This window comes from Massilia sp. HP4 (assembly GCF_005222695.1).
GTDB lineage: Bacteria > Pseudomonadota > Gammaproteobacteria > Burkholderiales > Burkholderiaceae_D > Telluria.
Genome location: NZ_STGG01000012.1, coordinates 401921 through 425263, shown reverse-complemented (window position 1 = coordinate 425263; position 23343 = coordinate 401921). Strand labels below are relative to the sequence as shown.

At 67.1% G+C, this 23343-nt stretch carries 22 protein-coding genes; 6 read left to right on the top strand and 16 right to left on the bottom strand.

Annotation, left to right across the window (positions count from 1 at the left end):
- Nucleotides 1-7: 7 nt before the first annotated feature.
- Nucleotides 8-1057 (top strand): NAD(P)-dependent alcohol dehydrogenase, encoded by a 1050-nt coding sequence (locus tag E8M83_RS07365; protein WP_137172699.1) that lies wholly within the window; start codon nucleotides 8-10, stop codon nucleotides 1055-1057.
- Nucleotides 1058-1219: 162 nt separating this feature from the next.
- Here the strand turns inward: E8M83_RS07365 and E8M83_RS07360 are convergent, their stop codons facing one another.
- From E8M83_RS07360 to E8M83_RS07335, 5 genes are all read right to left on the bottom strand, one after another.
- A complete protein-coding gene (locus E8M83_RS07360) occupies nucleotides 1220-2005 on the bottom strand; it encodes a glutaminyl-peptide cyclotransferase (protein WP_137172698.1) in 786 nt (261 codons plus the stop codon).
- A 72-nt stretch (nucleotides 2006-2077) separates the two neighbouring features.
- Nucleotides 2078-2455, bottom strand: a complete 378-nt coding sequence (locus E8M83_RS07355) for a hypothetical protein (RefSeq protein ID WP_307721851.1) — start codon at nucleotides 2453-2455, stop codon at nucleotides 2078-2080.
- A gap of 98 nt (nucleotides 2456-2553) precedes the next feature.
- Nucleotides 2554-2898, bottom strand: a complete 345-nt coding sequence (locus tag E8M83_RS07350; RefSeq protein ID WP_170976719.1) for a DUF6152 family protein — start codon at nucleotides 2896-2898, stop codon at nucleotides 2554-2556.
- A 234-nt stretch (nucleotides 2899-3132) separates the two neighbouring features.
- Nucleotides 3133-4557, bottom strand: coding sequence for an MFS transporter (locus E8M83_RS07340; protein WP_170976718.1), 1425 nt, complete (start codon nucleotides 4555-4557; stop codon nucleotides 3133-3135).
- A 44-nt stretch (nucleotides 4558-4601) separates the two neighbouring features.
- Nucleotides 4602-5723: an ROK family transcriptional regulator gene (locus E8M83_RS07335; protein ID WP_137172694.1), complete on the bottom strand. Its 1122-nt coding sequence runs from the start codon at nucleotides 5721-5723 to the stop codon at nucleotides 4602-4604.
- Between the two features lie 135 nt (nucleotides 5724-5858).
- Here E8M83_RS07335 and E8M83_RS07330 point away from each other — a divergent pair, with 135 nt between their 5' ends.
- Entirely contained in the window at nucleotides 5859-8363 is a 2505-nt protein-coding gene (locus E8M83_RS07330; protein WP_206077435.1) for a TonB-dependent receptor, read from the top strand.
- Between the two features lie 5 nt (nucleotides 8364-8368).
- Complete coding sequence (locus E8M83_RS07325) at nucleotides 8369-9508, top strand: YdcF family protein (RefSeq protein ID WP_206077434.1); 1140 nt, start codon at nucleotides 8369-8371, stop codon at nucleotides 9506-9508.
- Between the two features lie 17 nt (nucleotides 9509-9525).
- On the opposite strand, the gene E8M83_RS07320 is transcribed toward E8M83_RS07325, so the two are convergent.
- From E8M83_RS07320 to E8M83_RS07310, 3 genes are all read right to left on the bottom strand, one after another.
- On the bottom strand, nucleotides 9526-10287 hold the full coding sequence (locus E8M83_RS07320) for an SDR family oxidoreductase (protein WP_137172693.1): 762 nt from the start codon (nucleotides 10285-10287) through the stop codon (nucleotides 9526-9528).
- A 129-nt stretch (nucleotides 10288-10416) separates the two neighbouring features.
- A complete protein-coding gene (gene nfsB, locus E8M83_RS07315; protein WP_137172692.1) occupies nucleotides 10417-11070 on the bottom strand; it encodes an oxygen-insensitive NAD(P)H nitroreductase in 654 nt (217 codons plus the stop codon).
- Between the two features lie 52 nt (nucleotides 11071-11122).
- Nucleotides 11123-12130 (bottom strand): zinc-binding alcohol dehydrogenase family protein, encoded by a 1008-nt coding sequence (locus E8M83_RS07310; protein ID WP_137172691.1) that lies wholly within the window; start codon nucleotides 12128-12130, stop codon nucleotides 11123-11125.
- Nucleotides 12131-12238: 108 nt separating this feature from the next.
- On the opposite strand from E8M83_RS07310, the gene E8M83_RS07305 reads away from it, so the two are divergent.
- Nucleotides 12239-13162: a LysR family transcriptional regulator gene (locus E8M83_RS07305; protein WP_137172690.1), complete on the top strand. Its 924-nt coding sequence runs from the start codon at nucleotides 12239-12241 to the stop codon at nucleotides 13160-13162.
- On the opposite strand, the gene E8M83_RS07300 is transcribed toward E8M83_RS07305, so the two are convergent.
- A complete protein-coding gene (locus E8M83_RS07300; protein ID WP_137172689.1) occupies nucleotides 13159-14442 on the bottom strand; it encodes an amidohydrolase family protein in 1284 nt (427 codons plus the stop codon). The two genes, E8M83_RS07305 and E8M83_RS07300, sit on opposite strands and share 4 nt — an antisense overlap.
- A gap of 72 nt (nucleotides 14443-14514) precedes the next feature.
- Nucleotides 14515-15132: a LysE/ArgO family amino acid transporter gene (locus tag E8M83_RS07295; protein ID WP_137172688.1), complete on the bottom strand. Its 618-nt coding sequence runs from the start codon at nucleotides 15130-15132 to the stop codon at nucleotides 14515-14517.
- A gap of 95 nt (nucleotides 15133-15227) precedes the next feature.
- Here E8M83_RS07295 and E8M83_RS07290 point away from each other — a divergent pair, with 95 nt between their 5' ends.
- Nucleotides 15228-16121, top strand: coding sequence for a LysR family transcriptional regulator ArgP (locus E8M83_RS07290; RefSeq protein WP_137172687.1), 894 nt, complete (start codon nucleotides 15228-15230; stop codon nucleotides 16119-16121).
- On the opposite strand, the gene E8M83_RS07285 is transcribed toward E8M83_RS07290, so the two are convergent.
- Together E8M83_RS07285 and E8M83_RS07280 are read right to left on the bottom strand one after the other, a co-directional pair.
- Nucleotides 16046-16513 carry a hypothetical protein gene (locus tag E8M83_RS07285; RefSeq protein ID WP_137172686.1) on the bottom strand — a complete coding sequence of 156 codons (468 nt, stop codon included), beginning with the start codon at nucleotides 16511-16513 and terminating at the stop codon, nucleotides 16046-16048. The genes E8M83_RS07290 and E8M83_RS07285 overlap by 76 nt on opposite strands.
- A 140-nt stretch (nucleotides 16514-16653) precedes the next feature.
- Nucleotides 16654-18924, bottom strand: a complete 2271-nt coding sequence (locus E8M83_RS07280; protein ID WP_137172685.1) for a PhoX family phosphatase — start codon at nucleotides 18922-18924, stop codon at nucleotides 16654-16656.
- A gap of 220 nt (nucleotides 18925-19144) precedes the next feature.
- Here E8M83_RS07280 and E8M83_RS07275 point away from each other — a divergent pair, with 220 nt between their 5' ends.
- Nucleotides 19145-19330, top strand: a complete 186-nt coding sequence (locus E8M83_RS07275; protein ID WP_206077433.1) for a hypothetical protein — start codon at nucleotides 19145-19147, stop codon at nucleotides 19328-19330.
- 3 nt (nucleotides 19331-19333) lie between these two features.
- Here the strand turns inward: E8M83_RS07275 and E8M83_RS07270 are convergent, their stop codons facing one another.
- The 4 genes from E8M83_RS07270 to tssE form a co-directional block, all read right to left on the bottom strand.
- Nucleotides 19334-19741: a DUF2750 domain-containing protein gene (locus E8M83_RS07270; protein WP_137172684.1), complete on the bottom strand. Its 408-nt coding sequence runs from the start codon at nucleotides 19739-19741 to the stop codon at nucleotides 19334-19336.
- Nucleotides 19742-19836: 95 nt separating this feature from the next.
- The gene (gene tssG / locus E8M83_RS07265; RefSeq protein WP_137172683.1) at nucleotides 19837-20955 is read right to left on the bottom strand and encodes a type VI secretion system baseplate subunit TssG; all 1119 of its coding nucleotides are present in this window, start codon (nucleotides 20953-20955) and stop codon (nucleotides 19837-19839) included.
- Nucleotides 20919-22760 carry a type VI secretion system baseplate subunit TssF gene (gene tssF, locus E8M83_RS07260; RefSeq protein WP_137172682.1) on the bottom strand — a complete coding sequence of 614 codons (1842 nt, stop codon included), beginning with the start codon at nucleotides 22758-22760 and terminating at the stop codon, nucleotides 20919-20921. Before tssF ends, tssG begins: the two co-directional genes overlap by 37 nt.
- Entirely contained in the window at nucleotides 22761-23285 is a 525-nt protein-coding gene (gene tssE, locus E8M83_RS07255) for a type VI secretion system baseplate subunit TssE (RefSeq protein WP_137172681.1), read from the bottom strand.
- Between the last annotated feature and the right edge of the window lie 58 nt (nucleotides 23286-23343).

Below are 23343 nucleotides of genomic sequence, written 5' to 3'. Positions count from 1 at the left end.
GGAATCCATGCTGGCTTACCAAATCCTTCCCGGCGCAAACATCGACGGCCTTCAATGCATCGACTACCCTGGGCGCGACCTCGGCCTGGGCGAAGTGCGCATCCGCGTGCACGCGGTCTCCCTCAACTACCGCGACCTGATGGTCGCCAGCGGCAACTACCTGGTGACGGTCGACGACCCGATCATCCCCTGCTCGGACGGCGCCGGCGAAGTGCTGGCGGTCGGTCCCGGCGTCACCCGGGTGCAGGTGGGCGACCGCGTGGCCGGCTCGTTCTTTCCGCACTGGCTCGAAGGCGGGCCGACGCCGGACAAGGTGCGTCACGGCCTGGGCGGCGACATCGACGGCATGCTGGCCGAAGAAGTCATCCTGCACCAGGATGCGCTGGCCATCGTCCCGGCCGGCCTCTCCTTCATCGAGGCGTCCACCATGCCGTGCGCGGCGGTCACCGCCTGGAATGCGATCTTCGTATCGAGCAACCATGTCAAGCCGGGCGATACCGTGCTGCTGCTGGGCACCGGCGGCGTCTCGATCCTCGGCCTGCAGCTGGCGCGCGCGGCGGGCCTGCGCACCATCGTCACCTCGTCCAGCGACGAAAAGCTGGCGCGGGCGCGCGCGCTGGGCGCGCATCACACGATCAATTACCAGACCATCCCGGAGTGGCACGACGAAGTGCTGCACCTGACGCATGGCGCCGGGGCCCAGGTGGTGCTGGAAGTAGGGGGCAAGGGCACCGTCAACCGCTCGCTGTCCAGCACGGCGATGGGCGGCACGGTCGCCATCATCGGCGGCGTCAGCGGCTTCGGGGGCGAAGTCAATCCGGCGTCGCTGCTGGCCAGCGCCAAGCGCCTGGTGGGCATCTATGTCGGCAGCCGCACCATGCTCGAGGACGTGATGCGCTTCGTGGACGTGGGTGGCGTCAAGCCGGTGATCGACCGCGTGTTCCCGTTCGGGCAGGCCCGGGAAGCGTATCGGCACATGGCGTCCGGCGCCCACTTCGGCAAGGTCGTGATCGACGTCACTGATCGCGGCAAGTGTCCTGAATTGAAGATTCGTTGAATAAATGCGGCGAGAATCGCCCCGATACTGCGTCGCAAATGCGCGCAAGGCCCCGGCCTTGCTGTGCTTTGCTCCTTGTCTCGGGCCGATTTCGCCACATTTACTATTCAACGAACTTCCAATTCAGGACACTAGGCTGGCGCCGCAGCTTGGTTCCCGAGCTTACTTTCTCAGCTTGGGCACCAGCGCGATCTCGAACAGCTTGGGCCACAGCTTGCCGGTGACGAACAGGCGCTTGCCCTTGCTGTCCCAGGCGATGCCGTTGAGGACGGCGTCGACTTCCGTGGTGCCGCGCTGCTCGCGTGGCAGCAGGCCGGTCAGGTCGATCACGCCGAGGACCTTGCCGCTGGCGGGATCGATGCGGGCGATGAGTTCGCTGCCCCAGATATTCGAATACAGCTCGCCATCGACCATTTCGAGCTCGTTCAGGCGCTCGACCGGGCGGCCTTCGGCCATCACCTGCACGCGGCGCAGCTCTTTCATCGTGTGCGGGTCGAGGATGCGGATGAAGGAGCTGCCGTCGCTCATGTACAGGTGTTTCGCATCGCTGGCCAAACCCCAACCTTCGCCCTCGTACTTGAAACTCTGCTTGAGCTTGAAGGTCTTGAGGTCGAACACATAGCCGACCTGCGAGGTCCAGGTCAGGCCGATCAGATTGTTGCCCACCGCCGTCGAGCCTTCGCCGAACACCTCGGCCGGCAAATCGGCCTTTTGCAGCACCTTGCCGGTCTTGAGTTCCACCTTGCGGATCGTCGAGCGCCCGTACTGGCCGGTGCTCTCGTACAGGTAGCCGTCGCGGTAGAACAGGCCCTGGGTGAAGGCCCCGGGATCGTGGGGATAGGTGTTCTTGACGACAAAGCCATAGACCGGCGGCGCGGCCTGGGCGGCGCCGGCGCCCGCACAGGCGATGGAGCAGGCGACGGCGAAGGTGGAGAACTGTTTGAGCATCGTGGTTGGCTGAAAAAGCGGCAACAGACTGTAGCACGAAGGTCGGCCGTTCACAGCCGGACCGAGTGTGCGCTAGACATAGGCCAGCAAGCGCCCGCAGGCGATCACGGCGATCCAGAGCAGCAGCGACAGCGCGGCGTGCAGCCGGGCCCAGGCCGGCGCGGCGTCAGGCCAGCGGGCAGCCCCGCGCCATGGCCCAGCGTGGAAGACGAGCGCATTCACGCCCGCCGCCACGACCAGCGCCAGCTTGAGCAGGAACACGTCGTTATCCAGCAGCTCGGACTGGGTCGAGAACATCAGCAGGCCGCTCGGCACGATCAGCAGCAGGCCGAACCATGACCACGGCAGCAGGTGGCGCGCCAGCGCCTGCACCGGCAGGCGGCGGCCGAAGCCGAGCAGGCGCAGGTCGAACATCGCCGCCGCCCCCACCAGTGCCGTGAAGCCGACGATGTGGACGATCTCGACGATCGGATACAGCCAGGCGTCGTCGCGCAGGGCCTGGGCCAGCGGCGTCGCGGCGGCCCAGGCGGCTGCCTCTCGCGCCGGGTTCAGCGCAGCTCCGTGACCTTGTCGCCGACCGTGATGCGTTCGGCCCGTAGTTCCCCGGGCTTGCTGCGGCTAGGGTAACCGTAGACGGTCACTTCATTGCCGACCGCTAATTTATCTTTGGCCAGGCCGCGGTTTTCCATCCGGCCTGGCGGCGCCAGCACCACGAGCCAGGTCTTGTCGGCCGTTTTCAGGCGCACGAAGCCGTGGGGCTGCTGGTAACCCGATTCCTCGATCGTGCCGGTCAGCTGCCGGGGTTGTTTGGCGTCGTATTCGCTCCAGCCGTGGTGGGCCGAAGCGGTGAAGGCCGTCGCAGACAGCAGGGCGGCCAGGAGTGCGCGTTTCATCGTTTCCTCCAGGAAGAAATTCATGAGGCATGCAAGCAGAATATACTTGAACAGGGAATGAAGCGCGCACCGCAGCTCGGCCGGAGAAGCATCCCCGATCACGGGCGTACTATCGAATTATTTCCATTGATCAAGGAGCACAGCCATGTTTTCGCGCCGCTCGGCCACCCAGGCCGATCTGTCGACATTGTGGGAGTTGCGTACCCGGGCGGTGCGCGCCGGTTGTTCCGCACACTACCCGGCTGCCGTGATCGATACCTGGTGCGCCACGCCTGCGCCGGCCGTCCTGAGCCTGTCGCACTGCCTGGCGCGCGCGCGCCAGCCGTTGACCCTGCGCACCCGCGCATGCATCGCGTGTCCGATATCCAGCCGCAGCAAGACCAGGATCGCGACCAGTGAGCCCAGCACCGGCACGCCGAAGGCCAGCGCCTTGAGCCCCAGCACGACGGCCGGCGCCTGGACCGCGCCCGGCACATACCCCAAATAGCCGAGCGTCCAGCCGATTGTCGCCAGCGCCGCCACGCCGCCGGCCTTGAGCAAGACCAGGATCGCGGCGAATACCACGGTCTCGCTCCGCTCGCGATAGCGAAATTCTGAAAAATCGACGATGTCCGCCAAGATCCCCCACGGAAGCATGGCCACGCCCGCCAGGCCGACGCCGGCCAGCGCCGCACATGCCAGCAGCAGCGGCTGGTGCGCGCCGGCACAGGCGAACAGGCCGATGCCGGTGGCGGCCACGCCATGGCTCAGCGCCAGCAGCGTCGTCTTGTCATGCAGGCGCACCAGCGCAATCCACAAGGTGGCGCCGGCGATGCCGCTCAGGGCCAGCGTCAGGAGCACCCGGCCGGCCAAGGCGGCGTCGTGCAGCACATAGGTGCACAGGTAGAGCAGGGTCTTGCCGAACATCGGGATCGCGAAGCCGGTCACCACGGCCACCACGGCGATCGCGCCGAACAGCCGGTCGGACCTGGGCCACCAGCCGCTGGCTGCGGCCTGCCGTGGAACCGGGCCGCAGGGCCGGCCGGCGGCCCGCGACGACCACGCCGCCAGCAGCAGGGTGGCGCAAAACAGGACGCCCGCGCCGATGCCCAGCCACGCCATGCGCAGCGGGGTCGCATGGCCCGCCGCGGCGTTCATCGAAGGTGCGATCACGGTGGCGACGACCACGCTGGCGCTGGCGCTGAACAGGGTGCGGTAGCCGGACGCGCGGCCGCGCGCGTGGCTGTCCACGGTCACCCGCGCCAGCAGGGCGTTGTGCGGCACGTCGATCAGGGCGTAGCTGGCGCGCAGCAGCAGCAGCAGGGTGGCGATCAGGACGAAGCTTTTCGCCTGCAGCAGCGGCAGGGCGTAGAGCGCCGCGAACGCGCAGGCGCAGGGCAGGACGCACAGGGCGATCAGGCGCGGATAGCCGATGCCGCGGCGGTCGGCGTGCGCCGCCAGCATGCCGGCGCCGATGTCGAACGCCAGGTCGCCCAGGAACACGACCAGCATGAGCAGGCTGACCTGCGCCGCCGGCATGCCGATGATGTCGGTCAGCAGGAATAGCAGCGTGATATCGATACTGCCGAGGAAGATCGCCTTGCCGAAGTTACCCGATGCGTAGCCGACGACGTGGCGGTCGCGGTTCAGCTGGGCGGCGCATGCGCGAAAGTCTGGCATCGCGCCAGCATAGCCGCCGCGCATGACAGCCTGATGTCAGCGCGCTAGCCGGCTACGAGAGTCGTCGCCGCATGGATCGGCAGCAGCGCGGCGCCCAGCGCGATGGCGCTGCCGCCCAGCGCCGAGATGCGGATCTGGCCCGGCCGCTCTGCCGGCCAGCACAGGGGCATGGCGTTCAGGCGCTCGGCCAGGCGCGCCACCACCGAGGCCGGCAAAGGGCTCGAAAACACGACGTCTTCCGGATCGAACCAGGCGATCGCACTGTTGACCAGCACTTCCAGCTGGCCGGCGGCGCGGTCGAGCCAGTCCTCGACCACGGCCTCGAAGCCGGCCGTGAGTTCGTCGAAGCGGGCCACCGAATCGATGCGGCAGCCGGCGTCGCCCAGCACCGACAGCAGATCCAGCGTGCTCGGGCGCGGCAGATGGCCGGGATAGAGCATGCCGACTTCGCCGGCGCCGCCAAATCCGCCCTTGACCAGGCGCCCGTCCTCGATCACGCCGGCGCCGATGCCGTAGCCGAGCAGGATCACGACCACGGTCGATGCCTTGCGCCCGGCGCTGCTCAGGTAGTACTCGGCCACCGCCGCGGCGTTGGCGTCGTTTTCCAGCAACACCGGCGTGCCGAGCGCATCGCCCAGCATCTGCCCCAGCGGCATGTCGTTCCAGCCCGGCAGTTCCTTTACCGTATGCCAGGAGTCGCCCTTGCGCGTACGCGGCGAACCGGGCAGGCCCACGCCGATGCCGAAGAAGCGTTGGCCCAGCAGGCGGTGGCGCACGCTGATCAGGTCCAGGTGCCGCTGCACGATGGCGGCGAATTCGACCGGGCTCGGCGTACCGATCTGCTCGCTGGCGAGCGCGATGATCTCGCCCGAAAAATCGACCAGGGCGATCTCGAGCACGCCCTTGTGCACTGTCGCGCCGGCCGCGAAACCGCCCTGCGGCGAGATACCGAGCGGGATGGTCGGCCGGCCGCGCGTGGGCGCCTCCAGCGCCTCGCGCTCCTCGACCAGGCCCAGGCTGATCAGGTTGTGCGACAGCTTCGTCAATGCCGAGTTGCTCACCTGGAGCGAGAGCGCCAGTTCGGTGCGCGGCATCGGCCCTTTCATGCGCAGCTGCCACAGCAGGCGTTTTTCTTCCGAGAGCAGGTGCAGGCGTGCGGGTTTCATCGTTGGAACCTCGTTATATCGTCCACGGACGCGGGATTTCGAATTTTAATATTTATTTCACGAGTAATAAATAATACGGTCAAAAATGGGCAATAAGCTGGCTGGGTTTATTTACATTCCAACAGGATTAACCCGATGATCAAGACCAGAATGACCCTGGCGCTGCACTGTGCACTTGGCGCCCTTGCCCTGGCCGGCCCACATGCAATGGCCCAGCAAGCTCCTGTGGCGCCCGCCATCAGCGAGGACGCCGACGCCATTACCGATTCCCAGGTGGTGGTGGTCACCGGTTCGGCGCGTCCGCAGCGTCGCTTCGACGTGTCGTATGCGGTCAACTCGCTGTCGCAGGGCGATATCCAGAAACTGGCGCCGCTGAACATGGCCGACCTGCTGGGCAAGATGCCCGGCATCCAGGTCGAGGCGACCGGTGGCGAAGTGCAGAACGTCACCCGCGTGCGCGGCATCCCGACCGATGACGGCTATGCCCTGTTCCAGCAGGACGGGCTGCCGCTGATGACCGAGATTAACGGCTTCTTCTTCCGCGGCGACAGCATGAACCGCTACGACCTGATGACCAGGAACGTGGAAATCGTGCGCGGCGGGCCGGCGCCGATCTACGCCAGCCAGGCCGCCGCCATCGTCAACAATACCACCGTCACCGGCTCCGAAAAGACCATGGGCAAGGCCCGGGTCACGGTCGGCACCACCGGCCTGAAGCGGCTCGACGCCTACCAGTCCGGCAAGCTCGCCGACAAGACCTATTATGCCGTGGGCGGCTTCATCCGCGAGGACGACGGCCACCGCGACAACGGCTTCCCCAACGACCGCGGCGGCCAGATCCGCGCCAACATCAAGCATGTGACCGACAGCGGCACCTGGAAGCTGAGCGCCAACTACCTCAACGACCACAACACCTTCTACCTGCCGATTCCGGTCTCGGATCCGCGCAATCCGGCGGTCTCGCTCGACCGCTATATCGACTATTTCGATGGCACGATGAATTCGCCCGCCCTGCGCAGCGTGCCGCAAAAATACCTGGACGGCAGCGGCAAGCTGCAGAGCGAAACGCGCGACCTGGCCGATGGCCGCCACCTCGAGTTCGGCAACCTGGGCCTGCAGTACGAGGGCGACCTGGGCGCCTGGCAGCTGTCGGCCAAGGCCGGCGCCACCCGCGGCAAGCTCGATTTCGACGCTTTCTACTCGACCTCGAACCCGGCCGACGCGACCACCTTCGCCAACGGCTTCCTGGCCCCTGCCAGGGCCGCCTTCGGCCCGGTCGCGCGCCTGGGCTATGCGGTCGCCGGCAGCAACGGCGCCCAGGCCTACGACCCGGCCCAGGATTCCGGCCTGGTGATGCAGGGCCAGTACCGCGCGGTCGGCGCCACCTTCTATTCGCACCAGGCCGACGTCAACCTGACGCGCACTTTCGACACCGGCCTGGGTAGCCATGACGTGAAAGGCGGCTTCTACATCAGCGCCTACGGCACCACCAGCAAGTCGGTCTACAACGACATGCTGATCGAAGTGAAGGGTCGGCCGCGCACCCTCGACCTGGTGGCCTACTCGGCCGACGGCGCAGTGCTCGGCTCGGTCACCGACAACGGCGTGTTGCGCTACACGACCACCCTGAACCAGGGCGACGTCGAGGCGCGCATGGGCGCGCTGTACCTGAACGACACCTGGACCGTGAACGACCAGCTGCGCCTGGACGCCGGCGTGCGCACCGAGCGTTACCGCTACGACGGCTATGCGCTGCTGACCGCGCAGGCCAAGCTGGGCGACGGTGCGACCCTGGCCGACGACACCACGCGCCGCTTCACCGGCGAGCGCCAGTCGCACGTCTACAAGCCGCGCACCACCAACTGGACCCTGGGCGCCAACTACGACTTCACCCCGAACCTGGGCGGCTATGCGCGCGTGTCGCACCTGGAGGTGCCGCCGACCATGAACGTGGCCTCGTCGGTCGATCCGCTGGTGCTGACCACCAAGGCCGACCAGTACGAAGTCGGCGTCAAGGCCACCCTCGGGCGCTCCTATCTGTACGTGACCGCCTTCCGCACCAACTTCGATCCGCTCAACGCTTCCTTCGTGGCCTTCAACCCGCTCACCGGCCGCAACGACCAGACCTTGCCGTTCTACGGCAAGGCCGTGGTGCAGGGCGCCGAGGCCGACGGCGCCTGGTACCTGACCGACCGCTTCGTGCTCAACGCCTCGCTGACGGTGCAGGAACCGGAATACCGCGACTTCGCCAGCGCCACCGGCGCCGATCCCTCGCGCATCATTGGCAACCAGCTGATCCGCCAGCCCAAGGTGTTCGGCAACATCCGCCCAAGCTACAGTTTCAACGTTGCAGGCAACGATGTCGACGTCTACGGCAGCGTCGCCTACATGGGCAAGCGCTATGTCGACTTTTTCAACGCGACCGAACTGCCGTCCTTCCACACCATCGGCGCCGGCGTGACCGTGACGCGCGGCGACTGGCAGTTCCAGCTCAGCGGCGACAACCTCACGAATGAGAAAGGCCTCACCGAAGGCAATACCCGTACCGATGCGCTGGCGGGCCAGGGCAGCAGCGTGGCGATCTATGGCCGTCCGGTGTTCGGACGCAGCGCGCGCTTCTCGATCAGCAAGGCCTGGTGACATCCATGATCAAGCATCTCATGCTCACCGCCGCACTGGCTGCGGCACTTCCCCTGCACGCCGCCCCGGCGGTAGATCGCCACTGGTCGTTGATGGCGGGCCGCATGTTCCCGCTGGTGAGCGCCATCCAGCCCGAGCGGGCGCCGGCCGCGCTGGCCGCCGTGCTGGAACAGCGCCGAAAGCGCATCGACGCCTGCGAACTCGCGCCCAAGTGCCTGCTGCTGGCATCGACCTGGACCGATGCCGAGATGGACGCGGTGGCTTCTTCGGTACCGGCGTCGGGCAAGCAGCCCGGCATGGCCGACGACGGCGCCAGGGCCCAGGTGGTGCGCGAGCTGCGCGGCCTGAACGCCGTGCTGCAGACCTACGGCTTCGGCGCCCAGCCGCGCTATCCGATGATCGACGGTCCGGTCGAGAAGGCCGACGGCGCCGGCTTCAAGGCATCGGTCGCGGATGCGATCTGGCTGGCCGACGCCGGCAAGAACGATCCGGCCGTGCGGCTGGACTCCAGCATCGCGCTGGCCATCGCCCTGATCGATGCCAACGAGCGGCGCGACGCGGTGCTGTTCGAGCCGCTCGACCAGGCCCATAACGCGGCGCCGTTCGCGCTGGCGAAGAAGACCGACTGGCAGCGCTACCGCTATTCGGCGATCATCATTCCCGGCGTGGGGCCGGACAATCCGGCGCTCTCGATCAGCGCGCGCAGCAAGCTGCACCTGCAGCTGGCGGCGCGCCGCTTCGCGCAGGGCGACGTGGGCTTCATCATCACCAGCGGCGCCGCCGTGCATCCGAAAGGATCGCAATTCGTCGAGGCGGTGGAGATGCGCAGGACGCTGGTCGAGCGCTTCGGAATTCCCGCCGAACGCATCGTGATCGAGCCCTATGCGCGCCACACGACGACCAACTTGCGCAACGCCACCCGGCGCCTGCACGCAATGGGCGCGCCGCTGGACAAGCCAACCCTGATCGTCGCCAACGCCAGCCAGAGCCGCTATATCTCGAGCCCCGAGTTCGCGGCCCGCAATCCGGCGGAACTCGGCTACGATCCGGGTACCGTCGGCCAGCGCCACTCGCCGTACGAGGTGGAGTTCGTACCGTCGCTGCGCTCGCTGCGCGTCGACCCCTGGGATCCGCTCGATCCCTGACGCGCGCGTCAGTTCACTCAGTGCGTCGGAATCGGGTTCGCCGCCAGGTAGGCATTGAACTCGTTGACCAGTTTGTGCTCGCCGGCGCCTGCGTTGGCGCGCATCGGCTGGGCCGCTTCGACCACCACTTCTTCTTTGCCCGTCGCCAGGCCGGCGATGGTCTGTTCGATGAAGGCCTCGAGCGGCATCGCGCGCGGATCGTCGCCCTTGTGGATCAGGTCGGTGTTGACCCAGGGCGGCGCGATTTCCTGCAGGGTCACCGAGGTATCGCGCAGCATGAAGCGCTGCGACAGCGTGTACGAATGCAGTGCCGCCTTGGTGGCCGAGTACACGGCGGTCGAGGCCAGCGGCACGTAGGCCAGCACCGAGGTGTTGTTGACGATGGTGGCGCGCGGCTGTTGTTTCAGGTGGCCCACCAGCGCGGAGCTCATGCGGATCGGACCGAGCAGGTTGGTGGTAACGGTCGACAGCATTGTCTCTTCGTCGATCTCGCCGGCCGCATCGTCGAAGGGCATGATGCCGGCATTGTTGACCAATACGTTCAGATGCGGGAAGTCCGTAGTCACCTGGGCCGCGACGCGCTTGATGCTGGCGGCATCGGCGATATCCAGCTCGACCGCATACATGCCCGGATTGGCGTTCACGACTTCGTCCAGCAGCGCCTTGCGGCGGCCCGCGATGATCACGGTATTGCCCAGCTTGTGGAAGGCTTCCGCCAGGCCGCGGCCGATGCCCGATGCGCCGCCGGTAATGAGGATGGTGTTGTTCGTCATGTGCATGGTGTTTCTCCTGTCGTTGTTTCGTTGTCGATAGAAACAGTCTACGGAGATGCACATTGGCCTATTGGTCGTATATCCCTCGATTTCAGCCAATCTGCAGATGGCCAAAATCGAGGGCGAACCAGGCGATCAGATAAAGCTGAAGGTCGCCTCCTGCGCCAGGCGCGACTTCGGCAGGCCGGCATTGAAATCGCTGGCCGACGAATAGCCGAAGCTCACCAGCACCAGGCTGGCCAGGCCCTTCTCGTTCAGGCCGAATTCGGCGTCCAGGATCTTCTGGTCGAAGCCTTCCATCGGGGTCGCGTCGATCTCGAGCGTGGCCGCACCGAGCAGCGCGGTGCCCAGCGCCAGGTAGACCTGCTTTTCGAGCCACTGGGCCACGTCCTTGCCGCCGAAGCGGTGCTGGTAGACGTAGCCGCGGCGCGCCGCGTCCTGGCCGGCGCGCGCCTGCGCATCGCGGAAGCGCCCATCGCGTTCTTCCTGGTCCAGCAGGGCGTTCAAATGGGCTTCGTCCATGTCGATGCGCGAGCACAGCACGATCACGTGGGAGGCGTCCGTGATCTTGGCCGCGTTATACGAATAGCCGCCCTGGGCCGCCCTGGCGATGCGCGCGCGGCCTTCCGGCGTGTTGGCGACGATGAAGTGCCACGGCTGCGAATTGACCGACGACGGGCTGTTCTGCAACAGCTGGTATACCTGCTGCATCACTTCCTCGGGGATGCGGCGCTGGGCGTCGTAGGCTTTGGCGGTATGGCGCTTCGTTGCGGCCGACAGGATATTCATGGTCTTCCTTTGCGTAATGGGGTTAACCCGACGATCTTAAGCGATCCTGGCCTCAGAAGTTCTCGAGCACGATTTTTCCGATCGCCCGGTTGCTCTCGATGAGGGCGTGGGCGCGGCGCAGGTTGGCGGCGTTGATCGTACCGAAGTGTTCGCCCAGCGTGGTCGTCAACGTGCCTGCCTCGATCATCGCCGCCACCCGGTCCAGGAGCTCGTGCTGGCGCACCATGTCGGCCGTCTCGAACATCGAGCGGGTGAACATCAGTTCCCAGTGCAGCGAGATCGACTTGCGCTTGAGCGGCACGGCATCGAGCGTGGCCGGATCGTCGATCAGCGCCAATTGGCCCTGCGGCGCCAGCGCGTCGATGATGTCCTGGTAGTGGTGGTCGGTGTGGGTCAGGCTGATCACGATGTCGACATTGTCAAAGCCCAGCGCGGCCAGCTGCGGCTGCATCGGGCGGGTATGGTCGACCGTGTGGTGGGCGCCCAGTTTGGTCACCCATTCGCGGGTGGCGTCGCGCGAGGCGCTGCCGATCACGGTCAGTTTGGTGAGCTGGCGCGCGAGCTGGGTCAGGATCGAGCCGACGCCGCCGCCGGCGCCGACGATCAGCAGCGATTTGCCCTCACCGCCGCCTTCCGCCACGCGCAAACGATCGAACAATAATTCCCAGGCCGTGATCGAGGTCAGGGGCAGGGCGGCCGCTTCGGCGAAGCCCAGGTTGGCGGGCATCCTGCCGACGATGCGTTCGTCGACCGCCTGGAACTGGCTGTTGGAACCGGGGCGCACGATCGAGCCGGCATAGAACACTTCGTCGCCCGGCGCGAACAGCGTCACGGCGGAGCCCACGGCGCGCACCACGCCGCTGGCATCCCAGCCCAGCACGCGCGGCTCGCTGACGGCGGCGCCCAGGCGGAGCTTGGTGTCGACCGGATTGACCGAGACCGCGCGTACTTCGACCAGCAGGTCGTACGGGCCGGCCAGCGGCATCGGCAGTTCGGTGTCGACCAGGGCCTGCGGGTGGTCAATGGGCAGGCCGTGTTGGGTATAGACTATCGCTTTCATTTTGTTCTCCGGGCGTAAAGTGTGTGAATCAGCGATGACGATTCTAGCGATGGGCCGCGCCACGAAACAGCGCCACGGCAGGGTTTCACTTTCACTGTGGGAGAGTAAATGATCCGCCTCGACGACCTGTCGCTGTTCGTTCGCGCCGCCGCCCTGGGCAGCTTTTCGCAGGCCGCGCGCGAAGTGAACCTGTTGCCCGGCCAGGCCAGCGCCGCGATCGGGCGGCTCGAACGCGAACTCGATATCCGCCTGTTTGCCCGCTCGACGCGCAGCCTGCGCCTGACCGACGAGGGCAAGCGCTACCTGCCGTTCGCCCAGGATGCGCTGCAGGCGCTGCGCGACGGCGTGGACGGCATGCGCGGCGAGGACGCGTCGCTGACCGGCACCTTGCAGGTGGCGGCGCCGTCCGATTTCGGCCGCAATGTGCTGCTGCCGTGGATCGCCGAATTCCGGCGCGCGCATCCGGGCCTGGACATCCAGCTGCTGGTGTCGGACCAGGTGGCCGACGTGTTCCGCGATCCCGTCGACATCGCGCTGCGCTATGGCCAGATCGAGGATGCGAGCTATATCGCGCTGCCGGTGGCGCCACATAATCGGCGCATGCTGGTCGCGTCGCCGGACTACCTGGCGCGGCATGGCCGCCCGCCTGCGCTGGCGGCGCTGGCCGATCACGCCTGCCTGGCCTATCGCCTGCGCGGGCGGATCTATGACCGCTGGTGCTTTGCGCTGCCGCAAGGAGAACAGGTGGTGCAGGTCAGGGGAGCGCTGGTCAGCGACGATGCCGACGTGGTGCGGCGCTGGGCCGTGGCGGGCGAAGGGATCGCCTATAAATCCTGGCTCGACGTCTGTGGCGATGTGCAAGCAGGAAGGCTCGAGGTGGTCTTGCCCGAAGTACCCGGCGAAGCCACCCCGTTGAACCTGGTGTGCCCGCACCGCAAGCAGTTCTCGCCCGCGGTGAAGCTGCTGCATGCGCTGCTCAGGGAGCGCTGCGCGCCGCTGCTGGCATCCCTGGCGCGCCTGGACGAGCTTTAAAGCGCGGCGCCCTTGACGATGGCGCCGCCCTGGATCACGACCGCCGGCGCTTCGAGCAGGGTGACGTCGACGGTCGGATCGCCCTTGACCGCCACCATGTCGGCATGGCGGCCCGGCTCGACGATGCCGACGTCCTTGCGCGCCAGCGCCTCGGCCGCATTCACGGTGGCGGCCTGGATCGCCTGCAGCGGCGTCATCCCGTACTGGACCATCACCGCGAACTGCTTGGCGTTGCCGCCGTGCGGGTGCACGCCGGCGTCGGTGCCGAACACCATCTTGACCCCGGCCGCGTGGGCTTTCCTGAAGTTCTGGCGCTGCAGCTCCGTTACTTCGCGGTCCTTGCGCAGGTTATCTTCGAGCACGCCGTTCTTCTTGCCCTCGGCCGCGGTATAGCTGCCGTTATAGATATCCATCGACAGCCAGGCGCCGTGCTTCCTGGCCAGCGCGATGCCTTCGTCGTCGATCAGGCTCGCATGCTCGATCGTGTTCACGCCGGCGCGGATCGCGTCCTTGATGCCGGCCGCGCCGTGGGCATGGGCCGCCACCTGCAGGCCCCACTGGTGCGCCTCCTCGACGACGGCGCGCATTTCGGCCAGGTTCATCTGCTGCTGGCCCGGCTCGGTATTGCGTGAGAAGACGCCGCCGGTGGCGCAGATCTTGATCACCTGGGCGCCGTACTTGCGCAGCGTGCGCACCGACTTGCGCCCCTCGTCCGGGCTGTCGGCGTTGTACGGGTTTTTCTCGTCCATCGAGGGCGGGAAGTAGGTGCTGTCGCAATGGCCGCCGGTGGCGCCGAACGACCAGGCTGCGGGCACGATGCGCGGGCCGCGCACCTTGCCGGCGGCGATGGCCTGGCCCAGGCCGACGTCGTTCCAGTCCGAGGCGCCCAGGTTGCGGATCGTGGTGAAGCCGGCATCGAGCGTCTTGCCCGCATGGGCCACGGCCAGCGCCGACCAGAAGCGGTCGTTGTATTCGAGGCCCGTATAGCCGCCATAGGTCGGATCCGAATCGAGGTGGACGTGCATGTCGATCAGGCCGGGCAGCAGCGTCATGCCGGGCAGGGCGATGCGGGTGGCGTCGCTTGCGGGGGGCGTGGCGGCATCGGGCTTGAGGCTGACGACCTTGCCGTCGCGCACCAGGATCTCGGGGTTCTGGATCATGCGGCCGCTCTTGACGTCGAGCAGGCGGTCGGCGGTGATGACCACGTCGGCAGCGTGAGCGGAAGACCAGCCAGCGGCGGCCAGGCACAGGGACAGGATGTTCAGGGTCGAGCGGTTCAAGCAGCCTCCGGGGCGTAGGATGGAGAAATAGCAACTTTACACCGGACAACATCCTACCCAGCTGTTTTTTTCTCAGCTGTCGATCAGCAGCAACGCCGCCAGCACCAGCATCATGGCGCCGGTCAGCGCCTCGAACACGCGCCACACCGTGGGCCGCGCCAGGGTCGAGGCGAAGCGGCGCGCGCCGAGCCCGATCGCGGTGAACCACAGGATCGAGGCCGTGATGGCGCCCAGCGCGAAAGAACTGCGTTGATCGGCCGCCAGGCTGCTGCCGACGGCGCCCAGCAACACCACGGTATCGAGATAGACGTGCGGATTGAGCAGCGACAGCGCCAGCACGGTCGCCAGCGCCGCGCCCAGGGTCTGCGCCTGGGCCGGGGGATCGGCCGCCAGCGAAGCGCCGCCGCGCAGGCTGCTCTTCCAGCAGCGCAGGCCGTACCAGACCAGGAAGGCGGCGCCGCCGTAGCGCGCCAGCGCCATCAGGAGCGGCGAGGCTTCGATCAAGGCGCCAAGGCCGGCGGTGCCGGCGGCGATCAGGATCACGTCGACCACGATGCAGGTGGCGACCGTCGGCAGCACGTGCCGGCCGCGCACCGCCGTGCGCAGCACGTGGGCGTTCTGGGCGCCGATGCCCATGATGAGGCCAGCGCCCAGGACCAGCCCCTGTAGATAAACCTGGTGCGAGAACATGGCAAACTCCTTGGGAAAGGCGCCACTATCCCAGCCCGGCGGATCTACTTCAATTATATTCATGATTATTCAGCCTACTTAAGCAAAATTAATCCATGACGATCGATCCCCGCCGCAGCGCCGCTTTCCTGGCCGCCATCGATTGCGGCAGCCTGGAAGCGGCGGCCGCCCAGCTCAAGGTCACGCCGTCGGCGGTGTCGCAGCGCATCGCGGCGCTCGAGCAGGAGCTGGGCACGCCGCTGCTGGTGCGCAGCCGTCCCTGCCGCCCGACCGCGCCCGGCACGCGGCTGCTGCAATACCTGCGCCGCTCCACCCTGCTCGAATCGGAATTCCTGGCGGGGATGAAGGATGATCCTGGACCCGCGCGGGTCACGCTGGCGGTCAATAACGACACCCTGGCGACCTGGCTGCTGCCGGTGCTGGCGCCGCTCCTGGATGCAGAAGGACTGCTGGTCGAATTCGTCCTGGACAACCAGGGCCATACCTTTGCGCTGCTGGAGGGCGGCCACGCAGTGGCCTGCATCTCGGGCGAGACGGAACCGATGCGCGGCTGCAGCGCCAGCCCGCTCGGCGTGATGCGCTACCGGATGGTGGCCTCGCCCGACTTCGCACGCCGCTGGTTCCCGGATGGGATGACGCGCGCGGCGGCCCAGCGCGCGCCGCTGGTGGTGTTCGACCGCAAGGATGCGATGCAGTCGTCCTTTTTGCTCACCCATTTCGGCCTGCCCGATGGCGCCTACCCATTCCACTATGTGCCGGCCAGCGATCCCTTCGTGCACGCGGTGCGCCACGGCATGGGCTACGGCATGCTGCCGGAGGAGCAGTGTGGCGCCTTCCTGGACAATGGCGAACTGGTCGACCTGGCGCCGGCGCTGTTCCACGACGTGCCGCTGTACTGGCACGCCTGGCGCATTCAGCCGCCGCGGCTGGAGCGCATGGGCGCGGCGCTGGTGAAGGCGGCGCGCGGCGTGCTGCTGCCGCTGGCCTGAGCCACCGGCCACCACTGGGCCACGCCCCACAGCAACTCCGGGACCAGGAACAGCCACAGCACCGGCAGCTCGGCCTCCAGCATCGCCCAGGCGATCCAGAGCGCGAACAGCAGGCGCCCGACGCCGTCGAAGCGGCCCAGGCGCAGGCTGGGCGCTTTCAGGCGCACCGCGCACCATAGCAGCACCAGCGTGCCGAGAAGCGTCGACAGCAGCAGGTGCAGCGGCGCGAACGGCGGCAGCGGCGCACCGCCCAGCCACACGTTCAATGCCGAGAGCCGCTCGATCAGCAGGCCGAAGGTCCAGGGCGTAGCGAAGGGCAGGATCTGCACGATGTCGTAGACGGCGCTGGCGCGCGCAAGACGCAGGTAGGAGGCAAGTGGCAAGGCGGACATGAAGGGGCTCCCGGTTGACGGTCCGCTCGATGCTGACACGGGCCGCGCCGGCCTATCTTGCGCGCAATAAAAAGAACGGGCCGGCTGCTTGCGCAACCGGCCCGTTCGAGCCCTACGGCCCGGACGACGTTACCGGTCGATCAGGAACCGATACGGCCGCCGTCGTTTTTCGTGATGACCAGGGTCGCCGAGCGTGGACGCTTGCCGGCGCCATAACCGGCATTCGCCGGCCACTGGCTGGTGAACTTGGTCGCATCGCCGACGTTGGCCGCGGCGGTGGTCTCGCCCGGGTGCTGGATGTTGACGAACAGCGCCTTGCCGTCCGGGGTTTCGGTGATGCCGGTCAGTTCGCAGCCGACCGGGCCGACCAGGAAGCGCTTGAGCGTATCGGCGCTGGCGGCGGCGCCGACGAAGGTGTCGACAGAGAGGGTCGAGCCGTCGGTCTTTGGATAGCTCAGGGTGACTTTCTTGCCGTCGCCGACCTTGCCCGGCAGGCCGGCCACCATCATGCAGTTGGTGACGTCGGTGTAGGCGCCATCGTCGGTCTGGAACCAGCAGATGCCGGTCGACTGGCTGAAGGCCAAGCCGTCCGGGCTCGAGAAGTCCTGGTCGTTCGTCAGGCCCGACAGGTTGATGCGCGAGGCATCGGCGGCAGCTTCGGCGCCGAACAGGTAGACGTCCCAAGTGAAGCCGGTGGCGGTCGAGCCGGCGGCATCTTCACGCACGCGGATGATGTGGCCGTTCGAGTTGCCCAGCTGGGAGGTAGCGCCTTTCATGTCGGTGTACGAACGCGGGTTGGCCGCGTCCGGGGCGACCTGGCTCGAGCTGCTCGGCTCGACGCGGCGGTTGCTGTTGTTGGTCAGCGTGTAGTAGATCTCGCCGTTGGCCGGGTTCACCGCGCACCATTCCGGACGGTCCATCTTGGTCGCGCCGACGGCATCGGCGGCCAGGCGGGCGTTGACCAGCACGTCGGCCTGGTCGGCGAACTTGTAGTTGGCGTAGGCGGAGATGGCGGCGTTGGCGATGTTCAGCTCGATCCACTGGCCCTTGCCGTCGGCATTGAAACGGGCGACGTACAGCTTGCCGCTGTCGAGGTATTTGTCGCCGGTGGCGATGCGATCGGCGGCGATGGCGTCGGCCGGGTTCCACGGTGCGGTCGAGACGAATTTGTAGATGTATTCGCCGCGCGAATCGTCGCCCATGTAGACGGCCAGCGGCTGGCCGGCGGTCAGGCGGCCGAACGAGGCGCTTTCGTGGGCGAAGCGGCCCAGCGCCGTGCGCTTCTTGAGCGGACGGTTCTTGTCGTAGGCATCCATCTCGATGATGTAGCCTTCGCCATTGAGTTCATTGCGGTAGTCGTCGCTGCCGTCGGCCGACGTGCCGGTTTTGCTGATGTTCCAGCGCTGGTACTTGTCATCGAGGCCGCCGGTTTCCCAGCCATGGCGCGAAGCGGTGCCCTGGGCCAGGCCGTAGCGGTTGAGCGAAGCGACGCTCTTGTCGCCGCGCGCGGCATTGTCGGTGCTCGAACGGGTGAAGTAGCCGGCCCAGTTCTCTTCGCCCGACAGATAGGTGTTCCATGGGGTGCGGCCGGTGCCGCAGTTGTTGATGGTGCCGCGGAACTTGGTGCCGTCCGGCGAGTACTTGGTCTTGACCAGGGCATTGCCGCGCACCGGGCCCGAGATCTGCACTTCGGTCTGCTGGTGCACGCGGCGGTTGAAGGTCGAGTTCTGCAGGTATTCCCACTTGCCGCCGTTGTTGCGCACTTCGACGATCGACAGGCCGTGCAGGGCCATTTCCTTGTCGACTTCAGGGGCCGGGCGCGGCAGCGAGTTGGTGCCGCCGTTGGCGTGCACGAAGAACGATGGCAGGCCTTCGTTGGTGGTCGCTTCGTGGTTCATCGCCAAGAGGCCGCGGGTGGCGCCGCTGGTCGAGACGCCGCCGCTGTCGGACAGCGAGAAGAATTCCATGCCGTCGTGGTGGTCGCCGGCGCGGTTCTCGTAGTCGGTGTCGGTGCCGTCGTTCTTGAAGGCGGCGGTGCCGCTGCTGATCGGATCGCCCAGCGCGTACAGGACGGTCGCGGTATAGCCAGCCGGGACGACCACGCGGTCGGCCAGGCTCTTGCCCACGGCGGTGAAGCCGAGCAGCTTCTCGACTGCCGGCGGCGGGTTGGTGCCGGTCGGCGGCGGGGTGGTGGTCGGCGGGGTGACAGGATCGTCGTCCGAACCGCCGCAGCCGGTCAGGCCGAAGCTGCCGAGCAGGGCGGTTGCAGCCGTTGCGGCGCCGCCGCGCAGCATATTGCGGCGGCTCAGGCGTTTCTGGAGAACGTCGCTGAAGTGTTCGTTCGACGAATTGTTCGAATCGACATCATCATGTTCGGCAGGGATGCGGGCGAAATCGGTCGGCTTGTTCACGGAAGTGGATCCTGTTATGTAGTGAGGGAAAGGAAAGCCACTAGATAGTAGTAAGGCAACATGACGACTCCGTGACAGTTCGGTCACAGTTTGATGACATCGGTTCAAGCCGTTCGGGGTTCGCCCATCGCAATCTTGAACATTTCTGTGTCATTCGCAGGACGCGGACGCCTTCGGCAGGGCGCTGTGGTATAGATAAAATTTCACCGGGAAGGCAGGCATGAGCGGCTACGACGTGGCGCGCTCGCTGCGCGCGATGGCCGAACTGGAGGGAGTCGTGCTGGTGGCCCTGACCGGCTGGGGCGCCGGGAGCGACCGCCAGCGCTCGGGCGAGGCCGGCTTCGATCATCATCTCACCAGGCCGGTGCAGCTGGCCGTGGTCGAGCAATTGCTGGCGCGCTTGTGAAACCTACATCCTGCGCAGTTCGTCCTCCAGGTCGCCGATCAGCTGGACGACGCTGGGCGTGATCCCCTTGTCGCCCGGCGTATAGAACACGCCGGGCAAGACGCTGTCTTCTTCGAGTTGCGGCAGCAGTTCGTCGATCAGCTCTTCGAGCGAGAACGCCTGGGCGTCGTAGCCGTCCCATTCGAATTCGGCGCACAGGGCGGCGTAGTCGCTCGCCGGCCACATGGGAAACACCAGGGTGCCGTCATCGGTCTTGGCCAGGGCCCAGCCGTCCTGGTACAGGCCCCACACTTCGCGTGCATCGGCTACGCGCTTGATGAAATACTCGTAGCGTTCCGGCCCCGGCAGCGTGACCACGGCCGCCAGTTGCTGGCCGCCCAGCTTGATCGCCGAGATGATACGTTCGCTCATCACCATTCCCGTTCATTGAGGCGCGAGGCCCGACATTGCCAGCATACGCCATCGGGCGGCGGCGGGTGCGTTCGACAGGATTGAAAAGGTGGCAACTAGACCGCGTGCAGGTCGTAGCGCACATCGTGCCGATCGCCCGGCGGGGCGTCCAGCACCAGGAAGGCATCCCAGCCGAGGCGCCCCGGGTGGGCGTCGCCGAGCGTGGTGTTGTGGACGTCGGCGGCGCGCAGCACCACCTCGACTTCGTACTCGAGCGCGACGCCGGTGAACAGCGCCAGCACGCTCTTGAGCGCGCGCGCCGCCAGGCCGCCCGGCAAGAATCCCTGGAAGCCGGCGTGCGCCAGCGGCCCGACCACCAGGCGCAGGCGCAGGCTGCGCTGCCAGACCCGCGCGCCGGCGATCGCGCGCGTGCCGAGGACGGCGCTGTCCTGGCCCAGCACGGTCTGCTGGGCGATGGGAACGTCGTACCACGAACCGACGAACTGTTCGGCCTCGACCTGCTCGCCGAAGTATTCCGACAGCACCCGCGCCAGCTGCACGGCGGACACCGGCCGGTGGCGGATGGCGGCGGCGAAGTAGCCGATCGACTCGTCCAGCACGGCGCCATCGGCGTCGCTCCCCAGGCGGCGACGCAGGGCGGCGTCGCCCAGGCCGGCCAGGGACAGCAGCAGCGGCAGGAAGGCGTCCTGCCCATCGAGCTGGTATTTGAAGGGCAGGCGGTACTTGCGCCAGGCTTCGTAGAACAGCGCCAGCGAGCGGTTCGAGAAGGCGTCCAGGAAGGCGCGCGGGCCCTCGTCCTCGCCTTCGTTCTTGTGGCGCGCCTGGTGCTCGGCGATGCGCTCGGTGTAGTGGACCGGCAGCACGCCGTTCCCGCCCAGCAGGCCCATGAAGGCAGGCGTCAGGTGCAGCCGGCGCAGGGTGCCCTGCTCCAGCGCGTCGCCCAGCGCGGCGGCGTCGACCAGCATGTCGAAGGGCATGCCGATATCGAGGTCGCGCAGCTCGGGCTCGATGGCTTCGACCTGGCTGGCCGGGAAGCCGAGCGAGATCGAATTGCGAAAACGCAGCATGTCGGCCACCAGGCCGTGGGCGGGGCGGCCGCGGCGCTTGAGCCACAGCTCGAGCACGCGCACCGCCTGGAAGAACTCGAAGCGCCACGGCTCGCGCAGCAGGCGCTCGATTACAGGAGACTCAGTTCGCCGCTTCGGGGCGCGCATCGCAGCAGCTCCTCTCCGGATTGATGGGACACGATCACCAGCTGGGTGAAGCTGTTGGCGTGCACGTACAGCGCCAGGAAGCGCTCGACGATGTGGGCGAAGGCATGGATGCCGCTGCCGACGAAGGCTTCCTCGTCGATGCCGATCCTGACCTCGACCCCGCGCACCAGGCAGTTGAAGGGATTGCCCGACAACCAGGCGCTGGTGGGCGTATAGGCGATCGCATTGACGCCGCCGACCTGGCGCGTCGAGGCGGCCGAGCGCGGCAGGTCGTGCAGCGCCAGCATCTCGCGGAAGGCGTCGACGCCGCCGTCGGCCAGCGACAGGTGGTTCAGCGAGAGCAGCGAAATCAGTCGCCAGTGGGCGCTGCGGCCGCGCGCGAAGCGCCAGGTGGGGCTGGGTTTGCGCAGGAAGGAAATCTCGCGCACGCCGGATCCGCCTTCGAGGAACAGGTCGCCGCCCGGCTGGCCGTAGCTCAGCAGCAGCGGCAGGTCGCGGTTGGTGCAGGTCAGTTCCAGGTTGAGGGTCGTGGTCTCGACGTCGGCCGGGTCGAAGTCGATGTCGACGATCGAGATCTGCGTCTCGAAGCCGGGGCTGCGCTCGGCCATCGTGTCGTCGCGGCGCAGGGCCCAGTAATGCCCGTTCTGTTCCGGCGTCTGCGCATGCTTGAGCGAATAAAAGGGCTGGAAGCGCACCACCGTCTCGCCCTGCGGCGTCTCGCGCACCAGGTTGACCTCGTCGATCGCATTGACCTCGTAGGCATAGGCGCGGCGCGCATCGGCCAGCACCGGATAGCTGGCCGTGGCGTGCGTCAGTCGGATCGGTTCGCCGCGCTGGGCGAACAGGTTGATCACCGGCGTGCAGCCCGCCACCAGGTTGTTGGTCGACAGCGTGCCGAGCATGCGCGCCAGGTTCGAGTCGCTGCGGATGCCGGCCAGCGCCAGGTGCAGGCTGAAGCGGCGCGTGCCGGGCGGAAGGCTGCGCGCCAGCAGCGCCAGGTCGAGGTCGACGAAGTTGAATTTCTCGGGAAAGCAGAAGTATTCGGTCAGCAGCCGGTAGGCGGTGTGGGAGCGGGCCGGGAAGTCGATCAGCGCATCGTCTTCGTCGAAGCCGGCGGCGCGCACCGGCAGCGCCGGCAGCGCGATCCAGTGGCCGCCCTCGAGCTGCACATAGGCGGCGACCGTGCGCGCCAGCAGCGCGTCGCGCAGGGCGGCGCAGAACGACGGCTCGCCATCGAGGAACAGGCGCAGCGCGGGCAGGTCGATGGCATCGAGGCCGCCGCTTTCGCAGGTGACGGCCAGGGACAGGCTGATGCTGGCGCTGGCGCCGGCCGGCAGGCGCGCCGCATCCGGCGCCTGGATGATCGGCGAGAATGCCGCGCGGCCCAGGACCAGCGGCGCCATCGCGACCGGATAGACGGTGCGAAAGATGCAGGCCACGCCGCGCACCGGCCGCGTGGTGAGCTTGGTGCCGCGCGGGAGCGTGGCCACCGTGGTCTGTTGCCTGGCCGCGGCGGCGATGTCCAGGCGCGCGATCGAGCACGAGGGGAAAGGGCGCAGGTAGTGCGGATACAGCACGTCGAACAGCGCCTCGGTGAACTCGGGATAGTCGTCGTCCAGGCGCTTGGCGATGCGCGCATTGAGGAAGGCGAACGACTCGATCATGCGCTCGGTATGCGGGTCTTCGCACACCTCGCCGCTGATCGCCAGGCGGCCGGCGATGCGCGGATAGCGCTCCGCGAATTCGCGCAGGTTGCGCCGCAGGTAGGCCAGTTCGCTTTCGTAATAGGGCAGCAGCTGGTCCATTCAGACCCCTGCCGGCGATGCCGATGGCGCGGCGTTGGCCGCGACCGCGCGGCCGTTCTTGCGGATGCTGTACTGGAGCGTGGACGGCTGCAGCACGGCGTCGAAGTTCACCGGCTCTTGCGACAGGCTCCCGACCAGCACGCCCGTGATCGAGAAGCCGAGACGGTTGACCGAAGGCGCGCCCGCCTCGTCGCGCATTTCGAGCAGCGCCTTCACGTTCTGCAGCCGCGGTTCGTGGCGCGCGATGGTCTGTTCGATGCAGGCGCAGATATGGGCGCGGTCGGTGGGACTGGACAGCGAGCGGTCGGCGAAATCGCACAAGCCATAGCCGACCATCGACTGGCGACACTCGGGGAAGGCGGCCAGCGCCCCATCCTGGATGGTCGAACGCGTGTTGAGCAGCGCTTCCAGGTCGCGCGCCACCGCATCCTTGAGCTCCTCGACATTCAGGCGCGCCACCACCACGCCATTGCGCAGCGGCTGGCCGAGCAGGCGGTCGAACAGGTCCGGCGTAAATCCTTTCATCAAGCTCCCCTCGTCGTCCGGATGTGTTGCGCACTGAAAACCAATCGCATGTTGCCAC